21 protein-coding genes are annotated in these 25366 nt (G+C 72.9%); 17 read left to right on the forward strand and 4 right to left on the reverse strand.

Translation table 11 applies throughout. The features are described 5' to 3' along the window. Nucleotides 1-41 precede the first annotated feature (41 nt). The 3 genes from mshB (at nt 42) to O3438_RS26915 (ending at nt 1967) form a co-directional block, all read left to right on the forward strand. Entirely contained in the window at nt 42-968 is a 927-nt protein-coding gene (gene mshB, locus O3438_RS26905) for an N-acetyl-1-D-myo-inositol-2-amino-2-deoxy-alpha-D-glucopyranoside deacetylase (RefSeq protein ID WP_269682439.1), read from the forward strand. A 17-nt stretch (nt 969-985) separates the two neighbouring features. After that, complete coding sequence (locus O3438_RS26910) at nt 986-1420, forward strand: hypothetical protein (RefSeq protein WP_269683761.1); 435 nt, start codon at nt 986-988, stop codon at nt 1418-1420. Nucleotides 1421-1502: 82 nt separating this feature from the next. Then, nucleotides 1503-1967: a hypothetical protein gene (locus tag O3438_RS26915; RefSeq protein WP_269682440.1), complete on the forward strand. Its 465-nt coding sequence runs from the start codon at nt 1503-1505 to the stop codon at nt 1965-1967. Between the two features lie 182 nt (nt 1968-2149). Here O3438_RS26915 and O3438_RS26920 read toward each other — a convergent pair whose 3' ends face one another. Further along, nucleotides 2150-3328, reverse strand: coding sequence for a GNAT family N-acetyltransferase (locus tag O3438_RS26920; protein WP_269682441.1), 1179 nt, complete (start codon nt 3326-3328; stop codon nt 2150-2152). A 78-nt stretch (nt 3329-3406) separates the two neighbouring features. Here O3438_RS26920 and fdxA point away from each other — a divergent pair, with 78 nt between their 5' ends. From fdxA to O3438_RS26945, 5 genes are read left to right on the forward strand one after another with little or no spacing between them, the layout of a single operon-like run. After that, a complete protein-coding gene (fdxA, locus tag O3438_RS26925) occupies nt 3407-3733 on the forward strand; it encodes a ferredoxin (RefSeq protein ID WP_030490464.1) in 327 nt (108 codons plus the stop codon). Then, a complete protein-coding gene (gene dapC / locus O3438_RS26930) occupies nt 3730-4836 on the forward strand; it encodes a succinyldiaminopimelate transaminase (RefSeq protein WP_269683762.1) in 1107 nt (368 codons plus the stop codon). The genes fdxA and dapC overlap by 4 nt, the downstream gene beginning before the upstream one ends. Before the next feature lie 16 nt (nt 4837-4852). Then, on the forward strand, nt 4853-5881 hold the full coding sequence (locus tag O3438_RS26935; RefSeq protein ID WP_269682442.1) for a prephenate dehydrogenase: 1029 nt from the start codon (nt 4853-4855) through the stop codon (nt 5879-5881). Nucleotides 5882-5891: 10 nt separating this feature from the next. Further along, nucleotides 5892-6539, forward strand: coding sequence for an SIMPL domain-containing protein (locus O3438_RS26940; protein ID WP_269682443.1), 648 nt, complete (start codon nt 5892-5894; stop codon nt 6537-6539). After that, entirely contained in the window at nt 6539-7186 is a 648-nt protein-coding gene (locus O3438_RS26945; protein ID WP_269682444.1) for a nucleoside/nucleotide kinase family protein, read from the forward strand. Before O3438_RS26940 ends, O3438_RS26945 begins: the two co-directional genes overlap by 1 nt. 24 nt (nt 7187-7210) lie before the next feature. On the opposite strand, the gene O3438_RS26950 is transcribed toward O3438_RS26945, so the two are convergent. Then, entirely contained in the window at nt 7211-7768 is a 558-nt protein-coding gene (locus O3438_RS26950; protein ID WP_269682445.1) for a sugar O-acetyltransferase, read from the reverse strand. A 162-nt stretch (nt 7769-7930) separates the two neighbouring features. On the opposite strand from O3438_RS26950, the gene O3438_RS26955 reads away from it, so the two are divergent. Then, nucleotides 7931-11227, forward strand: a complete 3297-nt coding sequence (locus O3438_RS26955; protein WP_269683763.1) for a S8 family serine peptidase — start codon at nt 7931-7933, stop codon at nt 11225-11227. A 51-nt stretch (nt 11228-11278) separates the two neighbouring features. Here the strand turns inward: O3438_RS26955 and dapD are convergent, their stop codons facing one another. Then, nucleotides 11279-12238: a 2,3,4,5-tetrahydropyridine-2,6-dicarboxylate N-succinyltransferase gene (gene dapD, locus O3438_RS26960; protein ID WP_269682446.1), complete on the reverse strand. Its 960-nt coding sequence runs from the start codon at nt 12236-12238 to the stop codon at nt 11279-11281. Nucleotides 12239-12315: 77 nt separating this feature from the next. Between dapD and dapE the strand changes: the two genes are divergently transcribed. The 8 genes from dapE to O3438_RS27000 all read left to right on the forward strand — a co-directional run bounded on the left by dapE (nt 12316) and on the right by O3438_RS27000 (nt 24828). After that, the gene (gene dapE, locus O3438_RS26965) at nt 12316-13389 is read left to right on the forward strand and encodes a succinyl-diaminopimelate desuccinylase (RefSeq protein ID WP_088987737.1); all 1074 of its coding nucleotides are present in this window, start codon (nt 12316-12318) and stop codon (nt 13387-13389) included. A 387-nt stretch (nt 13390-13776) separates the two neighbouring features. Next, nucleotides 13777-14640 (forward strand): TIGR00730 family Rossman fold protein, encoded by an 864-nt coding sequence (locus tag O3438_RS26970; RefSeq protein ID WP_269682447.1) that lies wholly within the window; start codon nt 13777-13779, stop codon nt 14638-14640. Then, nucleotides 14640-15185, forward strand: coding sequence for a TIGR00730 family Rossman fold protein (locus O3438_RS26975; protein WP_269682448.1), 546 nt, complete (start codon nt 14640-14642; stop codon nt 15183-15185). The genes O3438_RS26970 and O3438_RS26975 overlap by 1 nt, the downstream gene beginning before the upstream one ends. A gap of 155 nt (nt 15186-15340) precedes the next feature. Then, complete coding sequence (locus O3438_RS26980) at nt 15341-18946, forward strand: ATP-dependent helicase (RefSeq protein ID WP_269682449.1); 3606 nt, start codon at nt 15341-15343, stop codon at nt 18944-18946. Further along, nucleotides 18943-22383 (forward strand): ATP-dependent helicase, encoded by a 3441-nt coding sequence (locus tag O3438_RS26985; RefSeq protein ID WP_269682450.1) that lies wholly within the window; start codon nt 18943-18945, stop codon nt 22381-22383. Before O3438_RS26980 ends, O3438_RS26985 begins: the two co-directional genes overlap by 4 nt. A gap of 226 nt (nt 22384-22609) precedes the next feature. Next, the gene (gene cspE, locus O3438_RS26990) at nt 22610-22813 is read left to right on the forward strand and encodes a transcription antiterminator/RNA stability regulator CspE (protein WP_007464836.1); all 204 of its coding nucleotides are present in this window, start codon (nt 22610-22612) and stop codon (nt 22811-22813) included. Between the two features lie 223 nt (nt 22814-23036). Beyond that, complete coding sequence (locus O3438_RS26995; RefSeq protein ID WP_269682451.1) at nt 23037-24350, forward strand: DEAD/DEAH box helicase; 1314 nt, start codon at nt 23037-23039, stop codon at nt 24348-24350. A 277-nt stretch (nt 24351-24627) separates the two neighbouring features. Continuing rightward, entirely contained in the window at nt 24628-24828 is a 201-nt protein-coding gene (locus O3438_RS27000; protein WP_269682452.1) for a hypothetical protein, read from the forward strand. A 107-nt stretch (nt 24829-24935) separates the two neighbouring features. Here the strand turns inward: O3438_RS27000 and O3438_RS27005 are convergent, their stop codons facing one another. Beyond that, the gene (locus O3438_RS27005; protein WP_269682453.1) at nt 24936-25364 is read right to left on the reverse strand and encodes an RrF2 family transcriptional regulator; all 429 of its coding nucleotides are present in this window, start codon (nt 25362-25364) and stop codon (nt 24936-24938) included. Nucleotides 25365-25366: the final 2 nt, after the last annotated feature.

Here is a 25366-nt window from a genome sequence, read left to right on the forward strand (position 1 = left end):
GCGGACGCGTCGACGTCGGCCGGGACGAACCGCCGGTTAGAGTGACCGTCGTGACGATGTTGCCCGACCGCCGCCTGCTGCTGGTCCACGCGCACCCCGACGACGAGTCGATCGGCACCGGCTCGACGATGGCCCACTACGCCGCGCAGGGCGCGCACGTCACGCTGGTGACCTGCACCCTCGGCGAGGAGGGCGAGGTGCACGTCCCCGCGCTGTCCCAGCTCGTCGCCGCCGAGGCCGACCAGCTCGGCGGGTACCGGATCGCCGAGCTGGCCGCCGCGTGCGCCGCACTCGGCGTCGGCGACCACCGCTTCCTCGGCGGTGCCGGCCGCTACCGCGACTCGGGGATGATGGGGCTCGCCACCAACGAGCACCCCCGCGCCTTCTGGCAGGCCGACCTCGACGAGGCCGCCGGGCACCTGGTCGAGATCATGCGGGAGGTACGCCCGCAGGTGCTCGTCACGTACGACCCGAACGGCTTCTACGGCCACCCCGACCACATCCAGGCGCACCGGGTGGCGATGCGCGCCGTCGAGTTGGCCGCCGCCGAGGGCTGCGCCCCGCTCAAGGTCTACTGGACGGCGATGCCGCTCAGCGTGCTGGAGGCCGGGATGACGCAGTTCGCGGAATCCTCCGACAACCCGTTCGGCGGGATCGAGGACATCGCCGACCTGCCCTTCGGCACCCCGGACGCCGACATCGCCGCCCAGATCGACGGCACCGACCAGCACCTGGCCAAGGAAGCCGCGATGCGGGCGCACGCCACCCAGATTCCGGCCAATTCCTGGCTCTACTCGATCGCCGGCAACTTCGGCGGCGAGTTCATGGGTGTGGAGTACTTCACCCTCGCCGTGGGCGAGAAGGGCCCGGGCACCGGGCCGTACGGCTGGGAGGACGACCTCTTCGCCGGGCTGCCCGAGGAGACCGCCCCGGACCGGTCGCCGGTCGCGGCGGCTGGTCTCCGGTGACCTCGCCCGCCGCGTCGATGACGGTCGTGGACGACCAGACCGCCCCGCCCCCGGCGGGGCCGCCGCCGCGCCTGCTGGACCTCGGCGTACGGGTGGCCGGCGCGATCATCGTGGTGGTCGCCGGGGTGCTGACCGGGGTGCTGGAGTTGCTGCTCGCCACGGTCCGCGTCGGCGGCTATCTGATCGGGGTCTCGGCACTCATCGCCGTCGGCGCCAACATCGTGCTGAGCTGGTTCGCGTACGAAGCGGTCGGCCGCAGGTGGGCGGTGGTGTTGCCGGCGGTGCCCTGGTTCGCGCTGATGGCCCTGGCCGCGGTGCGGACCAGCGAGGGCGACCTGCTGCTGGCCGGCGACAACTGGGTCGGCCTGGCCATGATCGTGGCCGGAGCGATGACCTTCGCCGTGATGGGTTTCCGGCAGATCCTCGCCCCGACACACACGCTCCGAGGCTGATGACGTCACCCAGGTAGGGGTGGTAGATATTCCTGCCAGAGATGGTGGCCCCGCGACGGGGCGTACGGCGGGAGGTCCGGCGATGGACAAGCGGTGGCGTGACATCGGGGTGCTCGTTGCGGCCCTGTTCGCGGTGAACGTGGTCGCCCGGCTGATCATCAGGTTCGGCTTCGAGGGTGACGACACCGCCGCCGACCGGGTGTCGTTGGCGATGTTCGTGGTGATCGGGTTGATCCTGGCGGTTGTCGCCTTCCGCTGGGGTAGCCGTCGGCCGCTGGCCGGCTGGGCGGCCGACATGGCCCTCGTGGTGCCGGTGGCGATGGTGTTGACGGTGCTGGTCGGGCCGCTGCTGATCGGTCACAACCCGTTCGCCGGTGGTCCGGAGACGTTCTTCGCCCAGATCTGGCTCTACCTGCTCGCCACCGGTGCCGGATTGCTGATCGGCTACCTGGTGCTCACCGCGCTCGGCCGTGACTACCGGTCGCAGCAGCTCAAGCGGTACGCCGAGGTGACGGCCGCCAAGCCCCGCCGGGTCGTCCGCCGCTGACCCGCCCGCGTGCGCGCTGACCCGCCCGTGTGCGCGCGGGCCCACCCGCATCGACCGCGCGCTGCGGCGGTGATCAACTCGGATTTCAGGAAGTCGCGGGGTCAGGCCGCATCGGATGGCCCGGTTTCCGTGAACGCGAGTGGATCACCGCCCGGACCGAGCACCGGGCGGGGCGGATCGGCTCAGCGCGGGGCGACCCGGGTCAGGTAGGTGTGGTGGGTGGTGAAGCCGAGCCGCCGGTAGAGCGTGACCGCCGCCGTGTTGTGCTGCTCGACCTGGAGGAACGCGTGTGTCGCGCCGGCCGACACGCCCCAGGCGGTCAGTGCGTGGATGACCTGACGGGCCAGCCCCTGCCGGCGGGCCTCGGGCAGCACCTCGATGAGGCTGAGGCCCAACCAGCGCCCCTGGCCGGTCACCGTGCCCCGGCCGACAGCCACCAGCGCGCCGTCGACGTACACGTGGGCGAAGCGGACCTGGTCCACGGCGGTGAGTACGTGCCGCGCGGCCTCCGGTAGGCCGCCCTTGCGTCCGGCGGCGACGGCCAGCCACTGCTCGCTCGGCGCGGTGGCCAGCTCGACGACCGCGCCAGGCGCTTCGACCGCGCCAGGCGCTTCGACCGCGCCAGGCGCTTCGGCGACGCCGGTACCCACCTCGCCAGCGGCACCAGCGGCCGGCGCCTCGACCGCGCCGTGCTGCGCACCGGCGGCCGACGCCTCGACCGCGCCGCGCTGCGCACCGGCGGCCGGCGTTTCGACCGCGCCGCGCTGCGCACCGGCGAGGCCGGGCGCGGCGGTGATGGCGTCACCCTGTCGCGGGGCCGGCCGGCCCTCGGGCAGCAGGGGGAGTGGGGCGGTCTGCACCAGTGTCGGCGGTCGGGCGGTCCAGCCGCGGCCGTCCAGTTCCGTGCCGACCGGCGCGGCGAGCGGCAGCGGCGTGTTGATCATCGCGGGCTGGCCCTGCTCGGCGTACCAGCGCTCGACAGCGTCCACAGCAGCGGGCAGCGGGCGGTCCGGGTCGCCGATCGGCAGCGCGGAGTTGGCCCGCCCGGTCCAGCCGTCCGCCGACCGGAGCAGCCAGTCGCCGAGCCGGCCGCGCGTCGGCGCCGGCCAGGCCTCGTCGGCGGCCCGCTCCAGCGCCACTACGGCCGCCGCGGTCGGTCGACGGGTCGCCGGTACGCGTTTGGCGCGGTGCACCTGTGCCACCGGTACCCGTAGCGGCCCTTTCGCGGTGGCCAGCGTGAGATGAGTCTCGCTCAGCTCCACCAGCTCGCCGAGGGCATCGGAGAAGAGCGGGCGGCCTTCGCGAATCCCCACAATCCGGCGGACCACGATTCGGTGTCCCACATCCTGCTGTCGGAGCACGATCGACCCCCTCCCCGGCGAGATACTAGGCTCTTACCGTCGCGGGAGATCGCGACGTGTCTGCGGAGGAGAAGACCGGTGACCTACATCATCGCCGAGCCGTGCGTGGATGTGCTCGACAAGGCATGCATCGAGGAGTGCCCGGTCGACTGCATTTACGAGGGCAACCGGATGCTCTACATCCACCCCGACGAGTGCGTCGACTGTGGTGCCTGTGAGCCCGTCTGCCCCGTGGAGGCGATCTTCTACGAGGACGACGTCCCGGAGCAGTGGAAGGACTACACCGGCGCCAACTACGAGTTCTTCGAGGACCTGGGCTCGCCCGGTGGCGCCTCGAAGGTCGGCAAGGTGGAGAAGGACGCCACCTTCGTCGCCGCGCAGCCGCCGCGCGGCGAGGGCCACTGAACCGGCCCGCGCCGGTCTCGTCGCGGCTGCCCGAGTTCACCTGGGACACCCTGGACGCCGCGGCCACCCTGGCCGCGGCGCATCCGGAGGGCCTGATCAACCTCTCCATGGGTACGCCGGTCGACCCGGTGCCCGAGGTGATCCGTCAGGCCCTGGCTGACGCGTCCGACGCTCCCGGTTACCCGCTGACCGCCGGTACGCCGGCATTGCGGGCCGCGATCGCGGCGTGGGTGTCAAGGGCCTGTGGCGCAGGTGTCGACGGTCTCGGGGTGCTGCCGACGATCGGCTCCAAGGAGCTGGTCGCGTGGCTGCCCACCCTGCTCGGCATCGGCCCGGGTGATGTGGTGGTGGTGCCGTCGATCGCGTACCCCACGTACGAGGACGGTGCCCGGCTGGCCGGTGCCACGGTCGTGCGCACCGACTCGCTCACCTCGGTCGGGCCGACCTCGCGGGTCCGGTTGGTCTGGGTCAACTCGCCCGGCAACCCGACCGGGCGGGTGCTGCCCGCAGCGCACCTGCGCAAGGTGGTCGACTGGGCCCGGGAGCGCGGCGCGGTGGTCGCCAGCGATGAGTGCTACCTGCCTCTGGGCTGGTCGGCGGAGCCAGTCTCCGTGCTGTCCCCGCAGGTCAGCGGCGGCAGCTACGACGGGGTGCTGGCCCTGCACTCGCTGTCCAAGCGGTCCAACCTGGCGGGCTACCGGGCCGGTTTCGTCGCCGGTGACCCGGCGCTCGTCGCCGAGCTGCTCAAGGTGCGCAAGCACGCGGGCATGATCGTGCCCGCGCCCGTGCAGGCGGCGATGGTGGCCGCGCTGGACGACGAGCGACACGCCGAGGAGCAGCGGGAGCGCTACCGCGCCCGGCGTGAGGTGCTCCGGGCGGCGTTCACCGAGGCCGGGTTCACCGTCGAGCACTCCGAGGCGGGTCTCTACCTGTGGCTCACCCGCGGTGAGGACTGCTGGGAGACAGTCGACTGGCTGGCCCGGCGGGGCATCCTGGTGGCGGCCGGCGTGTTCTACGGCCCCTCCGCCGGGCAGTACGTCCGGGTCGCGCTGACCGAGTCCGACGAGCACGTCGCGGCGGTCGCCGGCCGGCTGCGGGCCTGACCCCGGGCGCGCGGCGATGACCGACGGCACGACCGGGCGGTACGCCGGGGTGCGCGCGGCCGTGATCGGCACCGGCCTGATCGGCGGCTCCGTGCTGCTGCGCCTGGCCGAGGCCGGCCTGGACGTCGTCGGATGGGATCCGGACCCGGCCACCCGCGAACGGGCCCAACTCCGGGGCGTGGTCGCCCCGGACACTGTCGAGCAGGCCGTGGCCGGTCGGGATGTGGTCTTCCTCTGCGGTCCGCTGCCCACGCTTGCGCACACAGTGGCCCGGGTGGCCGAGCTGACCGCGCCCGGCTGTGTGCTCACCGACGTGGGCAGCACCAAGGTGGAGGTGGCCGAGGCGGCCGATCGACTCGGGCTTGCCGACCGGTTCGTTCCCGGACACCCGATGGCCGGCGCGGAGTCCGCCGGCCTGACCGCCGCCTCGCCGACGCTGCTGACCGGCGCCGCCTGGGTGCTCTGCCCGTCGCCGGGCACCGCGACAGCGGCCTTCCGCTGGCTGACCGGGCTGCTGGTGGAGGTGTTCGCCGCCCGCGTCGTACCGATGTCGGCGCCGGCGCACGACTCGGCGGCGGCGCTCGCCTCGCACGTGCCACACCTGCTGGCCGGCGCGCTGGCCGGTGCGACGCAGCGGGCGCCGCTGCGCGACGCCGTACTGACGCTGGCCGCCGGCAGTTTCTCCGACGGCACACGGGTCGCCGGCACACCGGCCGAGCGGACCGCGAACATGCTGCTCGGCAACCGTGACCGGGTCCTGCACGAGTTGGACGAGGTCCGCGCCTTCCTGGACGGGCTGGCCGCCGCCCTGCGGGCCGACGACGCACCGGCGCTGGTCGCCCGTTACGCGGAGGCCAGGGCTGCCCGCTGCGCGTTGGCGGACCGGCGATTCACCGCTGAGACCCGGGAGTTCCCGGTCGTCGGCGACGGTGCCGCCGAGGTGGCCTGGTTGCGCGGGCTGGGTGACGTCGGCGGGCACCTGACCGGGTGTCAGGTCGACTCCGGGGCGGTTTCCTACACTGCACGGCTCCCGGTGGCTGACTAGGCTGAGGGGCATGGCGACGGACGGTCCGGTGGTGCAGGTGCGCGGCGAGGCGTACCGGGAAGTGCCGCCCGAGCTGGCCCGCTTCGCGGTCACCGCGACAGCGCGTGACCGGGACCGGGAGGCGACGCTGACCCGGTTGGCCGAGCGGGCTGCCGCCGTCCGGGTGCTGCTCGACGGTTCCGGGCCCACTGTGGCTCGGCGGGAGACCGGCGACCTGCGGGTGCGGCCGGAGACCCGGCGTTCGGGCGAGCGGGTGGTCGCGTGGCACGGCAGCGTGACGACCACCGTCACCGTCACCGACTTCACCGCTCTGGGTGAGTTGATGCTCCGGTTGGCCGACCAGGACCAGGTCGAGGTGGCCGGGCCCTGGTGGGAGCTTCGCCCGGACAGCCCCGCGTACCGGGAGGCCCGACACGCCGCGATCGGCGACGCGCTGCTGCGCGCCCGGGAGTACGCGGAGGCGCTCGGCGCCCGGGTCACCGCGCTGATCGAGCTGGCCGACGCCGGCCCGGCCGACCGACCGATGTTCGCCCGCGCGGCGTTCGCCGGTGGTGGCGCGGGTGGTGGTGCGCCGGAGCTTGAGCTGGACCCGCAGCCGCAGACGGTGCAGGCGGCGGTGCAGGCGCGGTTCACCATCAGCGACCCGGTTCTCGACTGATGCCACCGGCCCAGGTGCTGTCCGTTGACGAGTTGGTCGAACGGGCGCTGGTGTTGGCCGAGGCCGGGCCTCGACAGCTGCTCGGCATCGCCGGCGCGCCGGGCGCCGGGAAGTCCACGCTGGCCGAGTTGATCGTCGCCGAGGTCGGGCCGACCGCCCGGCTGGTGCCGATGGACGGCTTCCACCTGGCCCAGTCGCAACTGGTCCGGCTGGGCCGCGCGGACCGTAAGGGCGCGGCGGACACCTTCGACGCCAACGGGTACGTCTCGATGCTGCGCCGGTTGCGTCGCCTGGAGCCGACCTCGGTCTACGCCCCGGAGTTCCGGCGGGAGCTGGAGGAGCCGGTCGCCGGGGCGATCGAGGTGCAGCCATCGGTGCGACTGGTGGTGACCGAGGGCAATTATCTGCTGCTGCACGACGACCCGTGGTGGGAGATCCCGCCGCTGTTGCACGAGACGTGGTTCCTGGACCTGGACGCGGAGATCCGCCACCGGCGCCTGACCGCCCGGCACGAGGCGTTCGGGCGGTCGCCGGAGCAGGCCCGCGAGTGGGCGTTGGGCAGTGACGAGGCCAACGCCGCACTGATCACGCCCACCGCCGAGCGGGCCGACCTGGTGGTCCGCCTCCCCGAGCCGCCGGCGGTCTGACCGGCTCATCGAGGGCGGCGAGCGTCAGTCCAGCTCTCGGATCGGTCGGGCGGGGTTGCCGACGGCGACCACGTTGGGCGGCAGGTCCCGGGTGACCACAGCGCCCGCGCCGACAACCGTGTTCGCGCCGATCGTCACGCCGGCGAGCACGATGGCACCGCCGCCGAGCCACACGTTGTCCTCAATGGTGATCGGCTTGGCGGCTTCCCACTTGTCGCGGCGCGGGCCGGGCTCCACCGGATGTGTCGGGGTCAGGAGCTGGACGTTCGGTCCGATCTGGACGTCGGCGCCGATGATGATGGGCGCGACGTCGAGGAAGACAGCCTGGTAGTTGACGAAGCTGCGTGGCCCGATCCGGATCTGCCAGCCGTAGTCGCAGTGGAACGGTGGGCGGATCCAGGTGCCCTCGCCCAGTTCGCCGAGGAGGGCGCGGAGCGCATCGAGGCGGGCCTGCGGATCGGTGGCGGCACTGGTGTTGAAGCGTTCCATCAGCAGGGCGGCGCGGTCCAGGTCGGCGATGATCTCGGGATCGTCAGCGAGGTACGGCTCGCCGGTGAGCATGCGGTCCTTCATGGAGGTCACCCGGTCGATGATGCCTGCCATCCCGCTCGGGGGTTGGCAGGTCCGTCATATTTTCGACCCCTTTTCTGCATACCGGGTATGTAATACTGACTTCGGTCTATGGAATCCCGTCATCGGTATCGACGCTCCACCGAGGAGGATCCGTTGCATCGACGCAGAAAGATGACCACAGCCGTCACCGCGGTCGCAGCCCTCGTCCTGGGCACTCCAGCGCTCGCCGTGGCCAGCCCACCCACCAGCACCGCACCCGACGCCACCCCGCGTGCCGCGGCCGGCGTCTCCACCACGAAGACCGTCACCCTGCTCACTGGTGACCAGGTCACCGTCACCGCGTCCGGGTCGGCCGCCGTCCGGCCCGGCCCGGGCCGGGCTCATCTGCGGTTCGTCACCACCCGTGACCGCGGTCAGGTCACCGTGCTGCCGCAGGACGCCGTGCCGCTCGTCCGGTCCGGTCGGGTCGACCGGCGACTGTTCAATGTGACCGGCCTGATCGCCGCCGGTTACGACGACGCCCGGCGGGACAACCTTCCGGTGCTCGTCGCAGGCGGCGCGGGCGCTCGGCAGCGGGCCGCCGCGCCCACCGGGCTGACCGTCACCGCGCAGCTGCCCGCGATCGGCGGGGTCGCCGCGAAGGCGGACAAGAAGCAGGTCTCGACGGTCTGGGCAGCGCTCACCGGCGCGAACGCCCGGGTCGGCACGGCGGGGGGTGCCGACCGAATCTGGCTCGACGGCCGCCGACACGTCACGCTGGACCACAGCGTGCCGCAGATCGGCGCGCCGGCCGCGCACCAGGCAGGCTTCACCGGTCAGGGGGTACGCGTCGCGGTGCTGGACACCGGCATCGACGCCGACCACCCCGACCTGGCGGGCCGGGTCGCCGAGTCGCACAACTTCACCGAGGCCACCGACGCCGGCGACACGGTGGGCCACGGCACCCACGTCGCCTCGATCATCGCCGGCAGTGGCGCTGCCTCGGGCGGCAAGTACCGGGGCGTCGCACCGGACGCCACGCTGCTCAACGGCAAGGTCTGCGAGGACTTCGGCTGCCCGGACTCGGCGATCCTGGCCGGCATGCAGTGGGCCGCCGTCGACCAGGACGCCGACGTGATCAACATGAGTCTGGGCGGTACGGACACGCCCGACGTCGACCCCCTGGAGGCGGCCGTCGAGTCGTTGACCGCGCAGACCGGCGCGCTCTTCGTGATCTCCTCCGGCAACGACGGGACCGACGGCTCGGTCAGCTCGCCGAGCACGGCTGACGCCGCGCTGTCGGTGGGCGCGGTGGACCGGGACGACGCCCTGGCCGACTTCTCCAGCCGAGGTCCCCGGGTGGGTGACGGCGGGCTGAAGCCGGACCTGACGGCTCCCGGCGTCGACATCGTCGCCGCCCGGGGTGAGGGAACGCTGCTCGGTGATCCGGTGGGCGACTCCTACGTCACCATCTCCGGCACCTCGATGGCCGCCCCGCACGTCACCGGCGCGGTGGCGCTGATCGCCCAGCAGCACAGTGGCTGGGCGGCGGCCCAGCTCAAGGCGACACTGATGGCGTCGGCGAAGCCGCACCCGGAGCAGACCTCCTTCCAGCAGGGTGCCGGCCGGGTCGACGTGGCCCGGGCGATCACCCAGCGGGTGGTCAGCGACCCGGTCAGCGTCGGCTTCGGGCAACCGGCCTGGCCGCACGACGACGACACCCCGGTCACCCGGACCGTCGACTGGCGCAACGACGGGCCGGACCCGATCACCCTGGACCTCACCCTCGAGGTGACCGGCCCGGAGGGCCAGCCGGCACCGGCCGGCCTGTTCACCCTGGCGGCGGCCCAGGTCACAGTGCCCGCGGGCGGCAGCGCCGGCACCACTGTCACAGCGGACACCCGGGTCGGCACCGACGGCTACTGGACCGGGCGGATCGTGGCCCGCTCCGGGGAGACCGTCGCGGTCACCCCGATCGCTGTCAACCGGGAGGTGGAGAGCTACCAGGTCACGGTGCGCCACCTGGATTCCACGGGAGCGCCCGCGACCGACCACATCACCACGTTGATCGACCGGGACACCTTCCGGACCTACGACCTGTACGACCCGGACGGCACCGTCGACGTCCGGTTGCCCAAGGGCCGTTACGGGCTCGTCAGCATCCTCTTCTTCGAGGACGGGGCTACCCAGTTCGCCCAACCGGAGCTGGTCGTGGACGCCGACACCGCGGTGACCGTCGACAACCGCAAGGCCCGGCCGGTACGTACGGCGGTCCCGGAGCCCTCGGCTGTGCCGGTGCTCGTGGACATCTCGGCGCTGTTCCTGGAGGGCGACAACGCCTTCGGGTTCGGCCTGCTGTCGTTCGACTTCACCGGGTTGGCCACCGGGCATCTCGGCCGGGCGGTGTCCGGCAAACGGTTCGTCTCGACGATCAGCAGCCAGTGGGCGACAGCGGAGTTGGAGAACAGCCCCTTCCTGTACGCGCTCGCCGAGGCGATTCCCGGCCGGATGCCGACGGGCTTCGACAAGACCTACCGAAGCAGGGACCTGGCGAGCGTCACCCACCAGTTCCGGGGCGGCTATCCGGGCCTGGTCTCCGAGCGGGTGGTGTTCCCGCAACTCGAACCCGACCTCGGTGGCTGGGCGGCCGGCCTGCCCACCACGGTGCCGGGGCAGCGGGTCGAGCACTACAGCACCAACGCGGTGCGATGGTCCTCGGAGCTGATGTTCGGGGTCGTCACCGAGGAGGGGTGGTTCGACCTGAAGGTGGATCTGGGCTCCGACACGAAGGCGTACCGGCCCGGGCGGCACACCAGGGAGAGCTGGAACAGCGCGCCGTACGGGCCGTCCTTCCCGGCGCCGCGCTGGCCCGGTCAGAGCGTCAGTCGACTCGGTGACGAGATCCAGGTGGGAGTTCCTCTGCACGGCGACGCCGAGGGGCACGGCGGATTCTCGTTCACCGACGAGGGCCGGACCGCCCTCTACCGCGACGGCAAGCTGGTCGGTGAGTCGGCGGAGTCGGGATTCGCGCAGTTCACGGTGCCGCCCGGCAACGCCAAATACCGGTTGGAGGTGTCGGCCAAGCGGAGCTTCACCGACCTGAGCACCGAGGTCAGCACGGCGTGGACGTTCCGTTCCCGGCACGTCGGCGGGGACGACTACCGTCTACTGCCGGTGTCGGCCATCCGGTTCACGCCACCGCTGAGCGTGGACAACGCGGCTCCCGCCGGACGGAGTCTGGTCATCCCGGTGCAGGTGCAGCGTCAGCCCGGTGCTGCCGGGTCGCGGGTGACCACGTTGACCGTGGACGTCTCCTACGACGGAGGCAAGACCTGGCAGTCCGCCCGGGTGCGGCACGGCGGGCAGGGCTGGACGGCAACTGTCCGGCATCCCGCCGGCCCTGGCTACGCGTCCCTGCGGGCCACCGCCACTGACGCCGCCGGCAACACGGTGACCGGAAAGATCATCCAGGCGTACCGGTTGCGCTGAGGCGTACCCCCGACGGGTCCGTGGCCGAGTGCCGCGGACCCGGCGGGGACGTCAGTCGTTGGCGTGCAGGGCGGCGTTCAGCTCGATGCCCCGGCCGGTGCGCGGCTTCGCCTCCAGCGCGCCGGAGACCGAGTTGCGCCAGAACAGCAGGCCGTCGACGCCGGACAGCTCGCGGGCCTTGACCACCCGGCCGTCCGGAAGGGTGACCTTCGACGCGGCGGTGATGTAGCAGCCGGCCTCGACCACACAGTCGTCGCCGAGGGTGATGCCGACCCCGGCGTTCGCGCCGACCAGGCTCCGCTCACCGATGCTGATCTTCTCGGTGCCGCCGCCGGAGAGCGTGCCCATGATCGAGGCGCCACCGCCGATGTCGGAGCCGTCGCCGACCAGCACGCCCTGCACGATCCGCCCCTCCACCATCGAGGTGCCGACGGTGCCGGCGTTGAAGTTGACGAAGCCCTCGTGCATCACAGTGGTGCCGGCGGCCAGGTGGGCGCCGAGGCGCACCCGGTCGGCGTCGGCGATCCGCACACCGGAGGGCACCACGTAGTCGGTCATCCGGGGGAACTTGTCCACCCCGTACACCGACAGGTGGCGGCCCGCCGCCCGCTCGATGACCCGCAACTCGTCCACCCGCTCCGGTGGGCACGGCCCAGCGGACGTCCAGGCCACGTTGGCCAGCTTGCCGAAGATGCCGTCCAGGTTGAGCTGGTTGGGTCGCACCAGGCGGTGCGAGAGCAGGTGCAGACGGAGGTACGCGTCGGACGCGTCCTTGATCGGATCGTCCAGCGAGCCGATCACGGTGACCACCTGGACGGTACGCAGACCAGGCAGCGACCGGTCGCCGAGCGCGGCCGGCGGCAGGTCGAGCACGTCCGCCTTGTCCTCGCCGGCGACCAGCGGCAGCTCACCCAGGCCCAGCTTGCCGGTCGGGTACCAGGTGTCGAGCACCTGCTCGTCTGCGGTGACCGTGGCCAGGCCGATGCCCCAGGCCGAATCTGCGGACGTCACTGTTACACCTCTCGGTAGCGGCCGGCTGGCCTCAGCTCACTGCTCACGCTGACAGCCCTGAAGGTACCGTGCGATTCATGGAGAACCCGCTGACCCCCGAGGTCCTCGCCGATCCGGTACAGCTGACCCGCGCTCTGGTCGACATAGAGTCCGTGTCCCTCAACGAGAAGGCGATCGCCGACTGTGTTGAAGAGGTCCTGCGAGGTGTGCCGCACCTGAGCACCCACCGGCACGGCAACACCGTGATGGCGCGCACCGACCTCGGTCGGTCGCAGCGCGTCGTGCTGGCCGGGCACCTGGACACGGTGCCGCTCAACAACAACTTCCCGTCCACCATGCGTGGCGACCTGATGTACGGCTGTGGCACCTCCGACATGAAGTCGGGCACCGCGTACGCGCTGCACCTCGCGGTGACCCTGCCCGACCCGCGCTACGACGTGACGTACTTCTTCTACGAGGCCGAGGAGATCGAGTCCCGCTACAACGGGCTGAACCTGGTCGCCCAGGCGTACCCGGAGTGGCTGGAGGCGGACTTCGCGGTGCTGCTGGAGCCGACGTACGGCATCGTCGAGGCGGGCTGCCAGGGCACCATGCGCTCGGTGGTCACCACGACCGGGGTACGCGCCCACTCGGCGCGCTCCTGGCACGGGGTGAACGCCATCCACGCCGCCGGTGAGGTGCTGCGACGCCTCCAGACGTACGAGGCGCGTCGGGTCACGATCGACGGCTGCGACTACCGCGAGGGCATGAACGCGGTGCGGATCGGCGGTGGAGTGGCAGGCAACGTGGTCCCCGACCACTGCGAGATCGAGGTCAACTACCGGTTCGCCCCGGATCGCAGCCCCGCCGAGGCGGAGGCGCACCTGCGGGAGGTGTTCGCCGGTTTCGAGGTGAAGGTGACCGACATCGCTCCGGGCGCGGCCCCCGGTTTGGAGGCGGCTCCGGCGAAGGAGTTCCTGGCCGCGGTGGGCGCCGCGCCGATCGGAAAGTTGGGCTGGACGGACGTGGCCCGGTTCGCGGCGATGGGCATCCCCGCGCTGAACTTCGGCCCCGGCGACCCGAACCTCGCCCACCACCCCGACGAGCACGTCGAGATCAGCAAGATCCGCGACGGCGCGGCCACCCTGCACCGCTGGCTGGCCCCGGCCTGACCGGTCGCGGGCCTCCCGGCAGGGCTCCCGGCACGGCTCCCGCCCCGGTGATCAAGAGGTTTGCGTCAGCCTGGCCCGTTGTCGGCGACGCAAACCTCTTGATCGGATCCGGTTGGTGCGGGAGAGGCGGGGGAGAGGTTCAGGTCCCGGGTGCGGCGGCGTTCGGCCACGACGTCTCGGATCCGTCGCTGCATCTGGCGACGGATGCGGACCATCTCGCTGTTGCTGATCACGCTGTCTCCTCCCCCGAAGGCGCGCGCCGGGGCATACCCGGTATGTGAATAGTAAGACGTACGGGAGAGCCGAATAGTTGCCCTTGATCGCGAACAATTTCCTGGCGTCCCCGCCCCGCGCACCCGGCGGGTGCTGCTCCACTACGGTTGCTCCATGAGCCAGAGCAACGGGCGGGAGGCCGGTCGCGGTCCCGGACAGGAGCGACACCGGGGCGCGGTCACGCTGCGCAGAGGTGCGATCCCGAGCAGCACGGCCGATCAGCGGTTGCTGGATTCGCGGGGCCGGGGCGACTGGAAGACCAAGGACGCCTGGCGCGCGCTGCGCATCCTCTCCGAGTTCGTCGAGGGTTTCGACACCCTCGCCGACCTGCCGCCGGCCGTCAGCGTCTTCGGCTCCGCGCGCAGCGGACCGGACAGCGCCGAGTGTCAGCTGGCCGAGCAGTTGGGCGGCGCGCTCGCCCGGGCCGGCTACGCGGTGATCACCGGTGGTGGGCCCGGTGTGATGGAGGCCGCCAACCGTGGGGCCAGCGAGGCCGGCGGGCTCTCCGTCGGGCTCGGCATCGAGCTCCCGTTCGAGCAGGGCATCAACGAGTGGGTCGACCTGGCCATCGACTTCCGCTACTTCTTCGCCCGCAAGACCATGTTCGTCAAGTACGCCCAGGCGTTCGTCGTGCTGCCCGGCGGTTTCGGCACGATGGACGAGCTGTTCGAGGCGCTCACCCTGGTGCAGACCGGCAAGGTCACCCGGTTCCCGGTGGTGCTGATGGGGGTCGCGTACTGGCAGGGGCTGCTGGACTGGCTGCGCGACACGATGGCTGCCGACGGCAAGATCGGCCCGGTCGACCTGGAGCTGATCTGTCTCACCGACGACGTCAACGCGGCGGTGCGGCACATCGTCGAGGCCGAGGCCGCACTGTCCGCCGAGCAGGAGGCGGTCCGCGACGAGGTCGTCGCCCGTACCGGGGCGGACCAGCAGGCAGCAGCCGAACAGGCCGCCGAGCACCCGCGGGACAACTGATGGCGGCGATCTGCGTCTTCTGCGCCTCGTCCCGCACCCTGGACCAACGCTGGTTGGACCTGGCCACCGAGACCGGCGCCGAGCTGGCCCGGCGCGGGCACACGCTGGTCAGCGGTGGGGGCTGCGTCGGCATGATGGGAGCGCTGGCGGACGGCGCGCGGTCCGCCGGTGGGCGCACCCTCGGGGTGATCCCCCAGTCGCTCGTCGATCTGGAGGTCGCCGACCTGGCCTCGGACGAACTGCTGGTCACCGAGTCGATGGCCAGCCGCAAGACCTTGATGATCGAGAAGTCGGACGCCTTCCTCACCCTGCCCGGCGGGCTGGGCACCCTGGACGAGCTGTTCGAGGTCTGGACCACCGCGACCCTCGCCCTGCACGCCAAGCCGATGGTGCTGATCGACACCGACGGGTTCTTCCGCCCCCTGCTGCACTGGCTCGACAGCCTGGCCGAGCAGAACTTCCTGAAGACCGCCGGTCGCGACCTCCTCACGGTGACCACCACCGTCCCGGAAGCCCTGGACGCGCTGGAGTCCCGCCTAACCTGACCCCCGCCGCCCGCTCCCGCCGCCCTCTTCTGTTGATCATGACGGTGGCGGTGCCGGTGTCGGCGTGTCGCGCCGCCAACGTCATGATCGACGGGGCTGGATGGGGTGGGGTGTGGGGTGGGGTGGGTGTCGTATGGGTTTGATGGGATGAGCTGATGCAGGCGTACCGGTTGGTGCGGCGGTCCGGTGGGCCGGCGCGGGAGGGCGACGGCGGGCCTGGTGGCAGCACCGTGGCCGCCGGCGGCACCGTGCTCTCCGACCACGGCACCCCGGTCGCCGGGGGCACCGGCCTGATCGACCGCCCCGGTGAGATGGTCACCGCGCCCGGCCGACGGGTCGACCCCGTGCAGGCCGAGGTGGTCGGGCACACCGACGGGCCGATGCTCGTGCTCGGCGGCCCGGGCACCGGCAAGACCAGCTCCCTGGTCGAGGCGGTGGCCGCCCGGGTGGCGGAGGGGGTCGACCCGGAACGGATCCTGGTGCTGACCTTCGGCCGTCGAGGGGCCACCGCGCTGCGGCAGCGCATCGAGGCCCGGATCGCGCAGGACGGCCACCGGGTGTTGCGCGAGCCGCTGGTGCGCACCTTCCCGGCGTACGCCTTCGGGTTGCTCCGCCGCGCCGCCGCCGAACGGGGTGAGCCCTCGCCCCGGCTGCTCACCGGCCCCGAACAGGATCTGATCATCCGCGAGCTGCTGGACGTGGTGGGCGAGGAGCCCGACGACGACCCCGTCGGCTGGCCGACCGACCTGCGCCCCGCCCTGCGTACCCGGGCGTTCGCCGGTCAGCTACGCGACCTGCTCATGCGCGCCGCCGAGCGGGGTGTGGGCCCGGTCGACCTGGCCCGGCTGGGCGAGAAGCTCGGCCGCGAGGACTGGCCGGCCGCCGCCCGCTTCCTCCGGGAGTACGTCAGCGTGCTCGCGCTGCGCGACGTCAGCAACCGGGGCTCCATCGCGTACGACCCGGCCGAGCTGGTCCGGGCGGCCACCGGGCTGCTCCGCGACGACGAGGAGTTGCTGGCCGCCGAACGCCGCCGCCTCGCCCACGTCTACCTCGACGAGTTGGCCGACACCGACCCCGCCCAGATGGAGCTGCTCTCGGTCATCGCCGGCGGAGGCACGTCACTCGTCGCGTTCGCCGACCCGGACTCCTCCACGTACGCCTTCCGGGGTGCCGACCCGGCCGGGGTTGCCACGTTCCCGCACCGCTTCCGCACCGCTTCCGGGGCGCCGGCAGCACAGGTGCTGCTGACCACGTCATACCGGGCCGGGCCGGATCTGCTCGCGGCTGTCGCTCGGCTGGGCCGCCGGCTGCGCGGTCCGGCGGCGCACCGCCGGCTGCACCCGCTGCCGGACGCGCCGCCCGGGACGGTCGAGGTGCACACGTTCCGCTCCGCGACCAGCGAGGCCGCGTGGCTGGCCCACTCGCTGCGTTCGGCCCATCTGCTCGACGGCGTGCCCTGGTCGCGGATGGCGGTGCTGGTGCGGTCCACCGCGTTGCAGCTGCCCACCCTGCGACGGGCGCTGCACGCGGCTGGCGTACCCACTGTGGTGCACGGCGAGGACCTGCCCCTGCACCTGCAACCGGCGGTCGCGCCGCTGCTCCTCCTGCTGCGGTGCGCGCTCGAACCGGAGAGTCTGGACGAGGAGGCGGCGGTCGCGCTGCTGCACTCGCCTCTGGGCGGCGCCGACCCGTTGGCCGAGCGGCGGCTGCGGCAGGGCCTCCGCGCGCTCGCGTTGGCCGGCGGTGACCGACGCCCGTCCGGGGAGCTGATCGTGGAGGCGCTGCGCGATCCCGCGGAACTGGCCGACATCGACCGGCACTGGGCCGAACCGGCGCAGGCGGTGGCCGGGTTGCTGGCGTGCGCGCGGGACGCCGCCGCCCGACCCGGGTCGACCGCCGAGGACGTGCTCTGGGCGGTCTGGCACGCCAGCAACCTCGCCGAGCGCTGGGCGGGCGCGATCATCCAGGGTCGGCCGGCGGCCGGTGAGGGCGACCTGGCCCGGCGGCGGCGGGCCGAGGCGGCCGACCGCGACCTGGACGCCGTGCTGGTGCTCTTCGACGCGGCGGCCCGGTTCACCGACCGACTACCCGGTGCCCGCACCGAGGTCTTCCTCGACCACGTGCTCGCCCAGGACCTGCCGGCCGACACCATCGCGCCGACCGCCGACCGGGGCGCTGCGGTACGCCTGCTCACCGCGCACGCCGCGAAGGGCCTGGAGTGGGACCTGGTCGCGGTGGCCGGCGTACAGGAGGGCATCTGGCCGGATCTTCGACTGCGCGGCAGTCTGCTCGGTTCCGAGCGGCTGGTCGACGTGTTGGCCGGTCGGTCCGTCGACGGGGCCACCGCGGCCAACGTGGTGGGTCAGACCTCCGCCCTTCTGGACGAGGAGCGTCGGCTCTTCCACGTCGCCATCAGCCGGGCCCGGCACCGGTTGCTGGTCAGCGCCGTCGCGTCGGCCGCCGTCGGCGGTGACGACCACGAGGAACAGCCGAGCCGGTTCCTGCACGAGCTGGTCCCTCACACGCCGCCCCGACCACCGGACGGCACCGGACCGGCCGACCCGACCGCACCGCCCGGCCCGCGCAACGGTCCGCAGCGCGGAGGCTCCACCGGCGGTGTGCCCGGCGGTACGTCCTCCGACGACGGCACGCCCCTCGCCGACGGCGGAACCGACGGCGGGAGCGGCGGCGGGACCGACGGCGACGTGAATGACGGCGACGCGGGGGCGGACCGTCCCGGGGCGCTGCCGGTGACCCGTCCACCCCGGGCGCTCACCCTGCCGGCACTTGTCGCGGAACTGCGTACCGCCATCACCGACCCGGCCGCTCCGGCGGGCCGGCGGCGCGCCGCGGCGGCCGAGCTGGCGCGGCTCGCCGCAGCCGGGGTGCCCGGCGCCCACCCCGACGACTGGTGGGGGTTGCGCGCGCTCTCCGACGACCGGCCGCTGGTCGACGAGGGTAAGCCGGTTCGGGTCACCCCGTCGGCGATGGAGAGCGCACTGCGGTGCAGCCTGCGGTGGTTGCTCGAACGGCACGGCGGTAGCGGCCCGACCAGCACGGCGCAGGGCGTGGGCAACCTGGTCCACGCCGCCGCGATGCTCGCCGAGGACGCCAGCGCCGACCGGGGCGCTCTGCTCGACTACGTGGCCGCCCGGTTCGACGCGATCGAGTTGGCCGCCCGGTGGATGGCCGGGCCGGAGCGCGAGCGTGCCGAGGCGATGGTCGACAAGCTGCTGCGTTGGTTGGCCACCAACCCGCGGCGGCTGCTCGCCATCGAGCACGAGTTCGCCGTCCGTCTGGACGACCCGAACCGGCCGGTGGACCTGGCCGGGCGGGTCGACCGGTTGGAGATCGACGAGGCCGGTCGGCTCGTGGTGATCGACCTGAAGACCGGCAAGTCCACCGCCGTCACCGGTGCCGAACTGGCCGAACATCCGCAGCTCGGCGCCTACCAGGCGGCGGTGGAGGCGGGGGCGTTCGCCGAGTTCGGGGACGAGTCGGGGGGTGCCGCGCTGGTGCAGCTCGGCACCTCGGCGAAGGACGCCCGGGAGCAGAACCAGCCGGCGGCCGGCGAGGGACCGGCGGCCGGCTGGGCGACGGCACTGGTCCGGCGCACCGCCGATACGATGGCAGCCGCCACGTTCGCCGCGGTGGCCAACTCGAAGTGCCGGGTCTGCCCGGTGCGGACCAGCTGCCCGGTCTCCGGGCAGGGACGCCAGGTGGTCGAGCCCCCGACCGTCCGCCCCCCGGAGAACCCATGACCCAGCCCACCCTGTTCGGAGCGGGCCCCGCGCCGACGCCCCGGCGGGCGGACTCCGGTCCCCGGTACACGCCCACGGAGCTGGCGAAGCTGCTGCGGTTGCCGGCCCCCACCCGGGAGCAGGCCGCGATCATCGCCGCCCCGGTGGAGCCGCTGCTGGTGGTCGCGGGCGCCGGGTCGGGCAAGACCGAGACGATGGCCGCGCGGGTGGTCTGGTTGGTGGCCAACTCGTACGTGCGCCCGGAGCAGATCCTCGGGCTGACCTTCACCCGCAAGGCGGCCGGCGAACTGGCCCACCGGGTCCGTACCCGGCTCGACCAACTGATCCGCCGGGTCGGCCGGCAGGGCCGGGATCCGCTGGACGACCCGCTCGCGGGTGAGCCCACCGTCTCCACCTACCACTCCTACGCGGGGCGCATCGTCACCGAGCACGGGCTGCGGGCCGGTTACGAGCCGTCCACCCGGCTGCTCACCGAGGCCTCCCGGTGGCAGTTGGTCGACCTGCTGGTGCGCAACTACGACGGTGACATGTCCGAGGTGGACCGGATGCCGAGCACCATCACCGACGCGGTGTTGGCGCTCGCCGGCGAGCTGGACGAGCACCTGGTGGCACCGGACCAGCTGGCGGCCTGGACGGGACGATTCTTCGCCGAGGTGCAGTCCCGGCCGGGTCGCGTGTATGCCGACGTGCGCAAGGCGCTCGCCCTGCAACAGACCCGGCTGCGCCTGCTGCCCCTGGTGCGGGCGTACGCCCGGCGCAAGGAGAACTTCGAGGCGATGGACTTCGCCGACCAGCTCGCCCGGGCGGCCCGGGTGGCCCGGGACCACCCGGCGGTCGGCCAGATCGAGCGGGATCGTTTCCGGGTGGTGTTGCTCGACGAGTACCAGGACACCAGCCACGCCCAGGTGGTGCTGCTCAACGCGCTGTTCGGCGGCGACCACCCGGTGACGGCCGTGGGCGACCCGTGTCAGTCCATCTACGGCTGGCGGGGGGCCAGCGCCGGCACCCTGGACCGGTTCCCCGCCGAGTTCGCCCGCGTCGACGGTCGACCCGCCCAGGCGCTCGGTCTCACCACGAGCTGGCGTAACCGTCCGGAGATCCTCCGGGTGGCGAACGCGCTGTCCACTCCACTACGCGCGGCGGGCGCCCAGGTGCCGGAGCTGCGCTCGGCGTTGACCGTCCGGGAGCCGATCCCGCACCGCAGCCCCGGTGGTGCGGCCGGGGGCACCGTGCACTGCGCGATGCTGTCGACGTACGCCGACGAGGCGGACTGGATCGCGGACAGCGTGCTCGCCGCCTGGCGTGGTGCGGCCCGGATGCCGGGCACGGCTCCCGAGCACATCCCGGTGGCGCAGCGTCCCACGACGGCCGTGCTGGTCCGCGTACGCAGCCAGATCCCGGCGATCGAGTCGGCGTTGCGCGAGCGCGGCCTTCCGGTGGAGGTGGTCGGGCTGGGTGGCCTGCTGGACACTCCCGAGGTCCGTGACGTGGTCTGCACGCTGCGGGTGCTCGCCGATCCGACCGACGGTGCCGCGCTGTTGCGGTTGCTCACCGGCGCTCGTTGGCGGATCGGGCCACGGGACCTGGTGGCGCTGCACCGGCGGGCTCGGGCGATCGCCCACTCCCGTCGGCAGGTCGCCGCTGACGACGCCTCGGACATCAGCCCGGACCTGCTGGACGAGGCGACACTGGTGGAGGCGTTGGCCGATCTCGGCCCGGCGCAGGCGTACTCGGCGGAGGGTTTCGCGCGGTTGCGCGCGTACGGGCTGGAGTTGGCACTGCTGCGCTACCGACTGGACCAGCCCCTGCCGGACCTGATCGCGGACATCGAGCGGACCATCGGCCTGGACGTGGAGGTCGCGGTGCGGGCCGGCCGGGACGGCGCCGGCGACGCGGGTCTGGCCCGGGGGCACCTGGACGCGTTGGGGGATGTGGCGGCCCGCTTCAGCGGGGAGACCCCGGGCGCGACGCTCTCCGGTTTCCTGTCGTACCTGGCCGCCGCCGAGGACGAGGAGCGCGGCCTGGCACCGGGCGAGGTCGAGGTGGTGGAGGGCGCGGTGCAGGTGGTCACCGCGCACGCCGCCAAGGGCCTGGAGTGGGACGTGGTGGCGGTGGCCGGGCTGAGCCGTGGGCTGTGGCCGGGCCCGGTCCGCAACTCCGATCACTGGCTGGGTGGGCTGGGTGTGCTGCCGTTCCCCCTGCGCGGTGACGCGGACGGGTTGCCCGAGCTGGCGCTCGACGAGGCGGCCGACCAGCGGGCTGTCGCTCGGGCGGTGACCGACTTCACCGACGCGTGGCGGGCCCACGACGAGCGGGAGGAGCGCCGACTGACGTACGTGGCGGTCACCCGGCCGCGCCGGCTGCTGCTCTGCTCCGGCTACTGGTGGGGGGAGGGCACGAAGCGACCGCGAGGTCCGTCGGTCTTCCTCCGCGAGGTGTACGACGCGTGCCTCGACGGTGGGCCGGGGCATCTGATCGACGTGTGGGCGCCGGAGCCGACCCCGGATGCGACGAACCCCACGGCCGAGGTGGTGCTCCGCGCGGAGTGGCCGGCCGACCCGCTGGGTGGCCGTCGGCCGGTGCTGGCGGAGGCGGCCGGGCTGGTGCGTCGCCTGATGACCGACGGTCCGAGCGCGGTGGTCGCCGGGCCGGTGGGGCCGGTGCTGCCCGGGCCGGTGGGGTCGGCGCTCACCGGGTCGCCGGAGTCGGTGGAGCCGGAAGCGGAGCCGGAGCCGGACCCGGAGGTGGCGCGCTGGCAGCGCGAGGCGGATCTGCTGCTGGCCGAGCGGGCCGAGCTGACCAGGCTCTCGGGCGCGGTCGAGGTGGCACTGCCCGGGCAGTTGAGCGTCACCCAGCTGGTGGCGTTGCGGCGTGACCCGGCGGGGTTGGCCCGTACGCTGCGCCGTCCCGTTCCGACCGAACCCAACCCGTACGCGCGTCGAGGCACCGCCTTCCACGCCTGGTTGGAGCAGCGCTTCGGCGCTGACCGCCTGCTGGATCTGGACGAGTTGCCGGGTGCGGCCGACGCGGATGCCGCGCCCGACGAGGCGCTGGTCGAGCTCCAGGAGCGGTTCCTGGCCAGTGAGTGGGCCGACCGGTCGCCGGTGGAGGTGGAGGTGCCGTTCGCCACGGTGATCGCCGGGGTCGTGGTGCGGGGGCGGATGGACGCGGTCTTCGCCCGGCCGGGTGGGCGGTTCGACGTGGTCGACTGGAAGACCGGCGCGCAGCCGACCGGGCCGGCGGCGGACGTGGCCGCCGTGCAGTTGGCCGTCTACCGGCTGGCCTGGGCGGAGTTGGCCGGTGTGCCGGTCGACCGGGTGGGTGCCGCGTTCCACTACGTCCGGCACGGGGTGACGGTCCGGCCTGCCGATCTGCTGGACGTGGCGGGGCTCACGGCCATGATCACCCAGTTGCCCGAAGATTCCGCCCAACATTGACCATGGCGGCGAAATCCGTGGTAGGTTGACCGGGTTGCAGTTTTGGTTACCAGAGACTCTGTGTGCGCCTGGCGGGATTGTGGCCCCAGGCGCTCTTTGTTGTGTCCGGAGTTCTCCGGGCGGGGCGACCAGAAGCGACAGGCGATTCGCGCATCCCCGCGCGGAGCGCTCCTCTTCGGGCACGCAACAAGTGCGGGTCCGACGTTCCGTCAAGGAGACGAAACACATGGCTATTGGCACCGTGAAGTGGTTCAACGCTGACAAGGGCTTCGGCTTCATCACCCCGGACGGCGGCGGCGCTGACGTCTTCGCCCACTTCTCGGCGATCCAGTCCTCCGGCTACCGGAGCCTGGACGAGAACCAGCGGGTCGAGTTCGAGGTGACCCAGGGCCAGAAGGGCCCGCAGGCGGAGAACATCCGCCCGCTCTGATCTTCGGATCGGTCAGCATTACCTGTCGCGCCCTCCGGGTGTGACGGTGACGGGACCGGCCCGCCTCGCCGCCGCCTGCCAACGCAGGCGGCGGCCCGGTGGCGGGCCGGCCCGTACTCCAATCGGTTCGTGCTTGTGAGTCCCGGCTGCCTTGCTGCCGCCGGTGACAGCGCCGACGTCGGCGCCCTCCCTCGACACGTGCCGCGTCGAGGAAGGCTTCCGCATGACCACAGTTATTCCTTCTTTCGCACATACCGGCCTGGCTCCGGCGTTGCTCACCGCGTTGACCGCGCAGGGCATCACCGAGCCGTTCCCGATCCAGTCGGCGACGCTGCCCGACTCGCTCGCCGGCCGGGACGTGCTGGGCCGGGGTCGTACCGGCTCCGGCAAGACCCTCGCCTTCGGGCTTCCGCTGCTGTCCCGCACCGCCGGCCGTAAGGCCCGTCCGGGCCGCCCGCTCGCCCTGGTGCTGGTGCCGACCCGCGAACTGGCCCAGCAGGTCACCACGGCGCTCGCCCCGTACGCGCGTGCCGTCGGGCTGCGGTGCGCCACAGTTGTCGGCGGGCTGTCGTTGCAGCGGCAGGCGGATGCTCTGCGTGCTGGCGCCGAGGTTGTCGTCGCCACCCCCGGCCGGCTGCACGACCTGATCAACCGCGGCGACGCCCGGCTCGACCAGGTCGAGATCACCGTGCTGGACGAGGCCGACCAGATGGCCGACATGGGCTTCCTGCCGCAGGTCACCAAGCTGTTGGAGCAGGTCGCGCCGCAGGGGCAGCGGATGCTCTTCTCGGCCACCCTGGACGGTGGCGTCGACCGGCTGGTCCGTCGCTTCCTGAGCAACCCGGTCACCCACTCGGTCGACCCGGGCACCGCCACCGTCACCGCGATGACCCACCACGTGCTGCACGTCGACGCGCTGGACAAGCCCGACGCGTTGACCAGGATCGCCGCCCGCGAGGGCCGCACCATCCTGTTCATGGGCACCAAGCACCGCGCCGACCGCCTGGCCCGCCAGTTGCTGTCCAAGGGGGTACGCGCGGCCGCGTTGCACGGCGGCAAGTCGCAGCCGCAGCGCACCCGGATCCTGGAGCAGTTCCGCAACGGCCAGGTGACCGCACTGGTCGCCACCGACGTGGCGGCCCGGGGCATCCACGTGGACGGCCTGGACATGGTGGTCAACGTGGACCCGCCGACCGAGGCGAAGGACTACCTGCACCGGGGCGGTCGTACCGCCCGGGCCGGTGAGTCCGGCACTGTGGTCACCCTGGTCCTGCCCGAGCAGCGCCGGGACGTGTCCCGGTTGATGGCCACCGCCGGCATCCGGCCCGAGTCGGTCCAGGTGCGCGCCGACGGCGAGGCGTTGGCCCGGGTGACCGGTGCCCGCGAGCCGTCCGGTGTGCCGGTGACCATCGTCGCCCCGCCGGCACCGGCCGCCCGGGGGCGTGGCAACGGTGGTACGCCCACCGATGGCGCGCCCCGCCCGGCGCACCGGGCGTCGGGCCGGTCCCGCCGCCCGCGCCGTCCCCGTACCGTCTGATCTTCTGCGCCTCGACCGACCCGCCCCGCTTCGGCTGGGCGGGTCGGTCTTGTTTGTCGGACCGCTCGGCGGTCGGCGGACGGCGCTGTGGTCCCGGTGCGTCGCGGCCGGTTCAGTGGGGACGATGCGGTGGCCGATCGGCCGCGCCGTCCGACCGCTCGTCTGAGTCGGTAATCAGCCTCGCCTTGGTCGGCTGGCCGACTGTGTCCCGGCTGAGGGTGGTCGAGGCTGACCACCGGGGGATGTCGGGCGGGGGGCCCGGCAGGGAGGGGTGACCATGGCGGGCGAAGCCGGCTCGGGTGCACTGCGGGAACTGATCCTGGTGGTCGCGGTGGCGCTCGCCGGGCTGCTGCTCGCCATGGTTGCGGCCTTCGCGCCCTGGCACGCCACCTCGGCGGGTAACGCTCCCGCGGGTCTGGTGGAGCTGCGCGGCCCCGGTGACCAGGGCGCCGGCCCGGCTGTCGCACACGTGGGTTGAGCAGCGACCGGCCGACCGGCGCCGGCGGAGGGGCAGGCCCGGTCAGGATCGGTACGAGGTGTGGTCGGGCCGGCGGGGCACCGACCCGACCACATCGCCTTCCTGGCTCACGAGGTCGTGGGAGCGTGGGTGAGCAGGTCGGCCAGGCTGGTGCTGTCGACGACGGTGGCGATCGCCCCGTGCACCGCCAACCAGACGTCGGTCAGGCCGGCGGCCACCCCGTGGTAGCCGGCGCGCTCGGCCGGCAGGCCGCGCACCGTGGTGAGCGAGCCGCCCACCGCCCGTAACACGTCCCCGACCGTGATCTCGTGCGGCGGACGGGTCAACGCGTACCCGCCGTCGGCGCCGCGATGGCTGTGCAGCAGACCGGCCCGGCGCAGGTCGAGCAGGATGCCCTGGAGGAAGCTGAGCGGGATGTCCTGCGCCTCGGCCAGGCTGGCGGCCTTCACCAGCTCACCATGCTCGCCGTCGCCGCCACCACTGGCGACGGCGAGCATCGCCCGGAGCGCGTAGTCGCTGCGCGCGGAGACGTACACGG

Origin of the sequence: Micromonospora sp. WMMC250 (assembly GCF_027460215.1) — a bacterium.
In the GTDB taxonomy this organism is placed as follows: Bacteria; Actinomycetota; Actinomycetes; order Mycobacteriales; family Micromonosporaceae; genus Micromonospora; species Micromonospora taraxaci.

Excerpts from the sequence above, each read along its gene's own strand:
- O3438_RS26910 (WP_269683761.1), top strand. The coding sequence starts at position 986 with ATGACGGTCGTGGACGACCAGACCGCCCCGCCCCCGGCGGGGCCGCCG.
- O3438_RS26915 (WP_269682440.1), top strand. The coding sequence starts at position 1,503 with ATGGACAAGCGGTGGCGTGACATCGGGGTGCTCGTTGCGGCCCTGTTC.
- O3438_RS26935 (WP_269682442.1), top strand. The coding sequence starts at position 4,853 with ATGACCGACGGCACGACCGGGCGGTACGCCGGGGTGCGCGCGGCCGTG.
- O3438_RS26940 (WP_269682443.1), top strand. The coding sequence starts at position 5,892 with ATGGCGACGGACGGTCCGGTGGTGCAGGTGCGCGGCGAGGCGTACCGG.
- O3438_RS26945 (WP_269682444.1), top strand. The coding sequence starts at position 6,539 with ATGCCACCGGCCCAGGTGCTGTCCGTTGACGAGTTGGTCGAACGGGCG.
- O3438_RS26955 (WP_269683763.1), top strand. The coding sequence starts at position 7,931 with ATGACCACAGCCGTCACCGCGGTCGCAGCCCTCGTCCTGGGCACTCCA.
- dapE (WP_088987737.1), top strand. The coding sequence starts at position 12,316 with ATGGAGAACCCGCTGACCCCCGAGGTCCTCGCCGATCCGGTACAGCTG.
- O3438_RS26970 (WP_269682447.1), top strand. The coding sequence starts at position 13,777 with ATGAGCCAGAGCAACGGGCGGGAGGCCGGTCGCGGTCCCGGACAGGAG.
- O3438_RS26975 (WP_269682448.1), top strand. The coding sequence starts at position 14,640 with ATGGCGGCGATCTGCGTCTTCTGCGCCTCGTCCCGCACCCTGGACCAA.
- O3438_RS26980 (WP_269682449.1), top strand. The coding sequence starts at position 15,341 with ATGCAGGCGTACCGGTTGGTGCGGCGGTCCGGTGGGCCGGCGCGGGAG.
- O3438_RS26985 (WP_269682450.1), top strand. The coding sequence starts at position 18,943 with ATGACCCAGCCCACCCTGTTCGGAGCGGGCCCCGCGCCGACGCCCCGG.
- cspE (WP_007464836.1), top strand. The coding sequence starts at position 22,610 with ATGGCTATTGGCACCGTGAAGTGGTTCAACGCTGACAAGGGCTTCGGC.
- O3438_RS26995 (WP_269682451.1), top strand. The coding sequence starts at position 23,037 with ATGACCACAGTTATTCCTTCTTTCGCACATACCGGCCTGGCTCCGGCG.
- O3438_RS27000 (WP_269682452.1), top strand. The coding sequence starts at position 24,628 with ATGGCGGGCGAAGCCGGCTCGGGTGCACTGCGGGAACTGATCCTGGTG.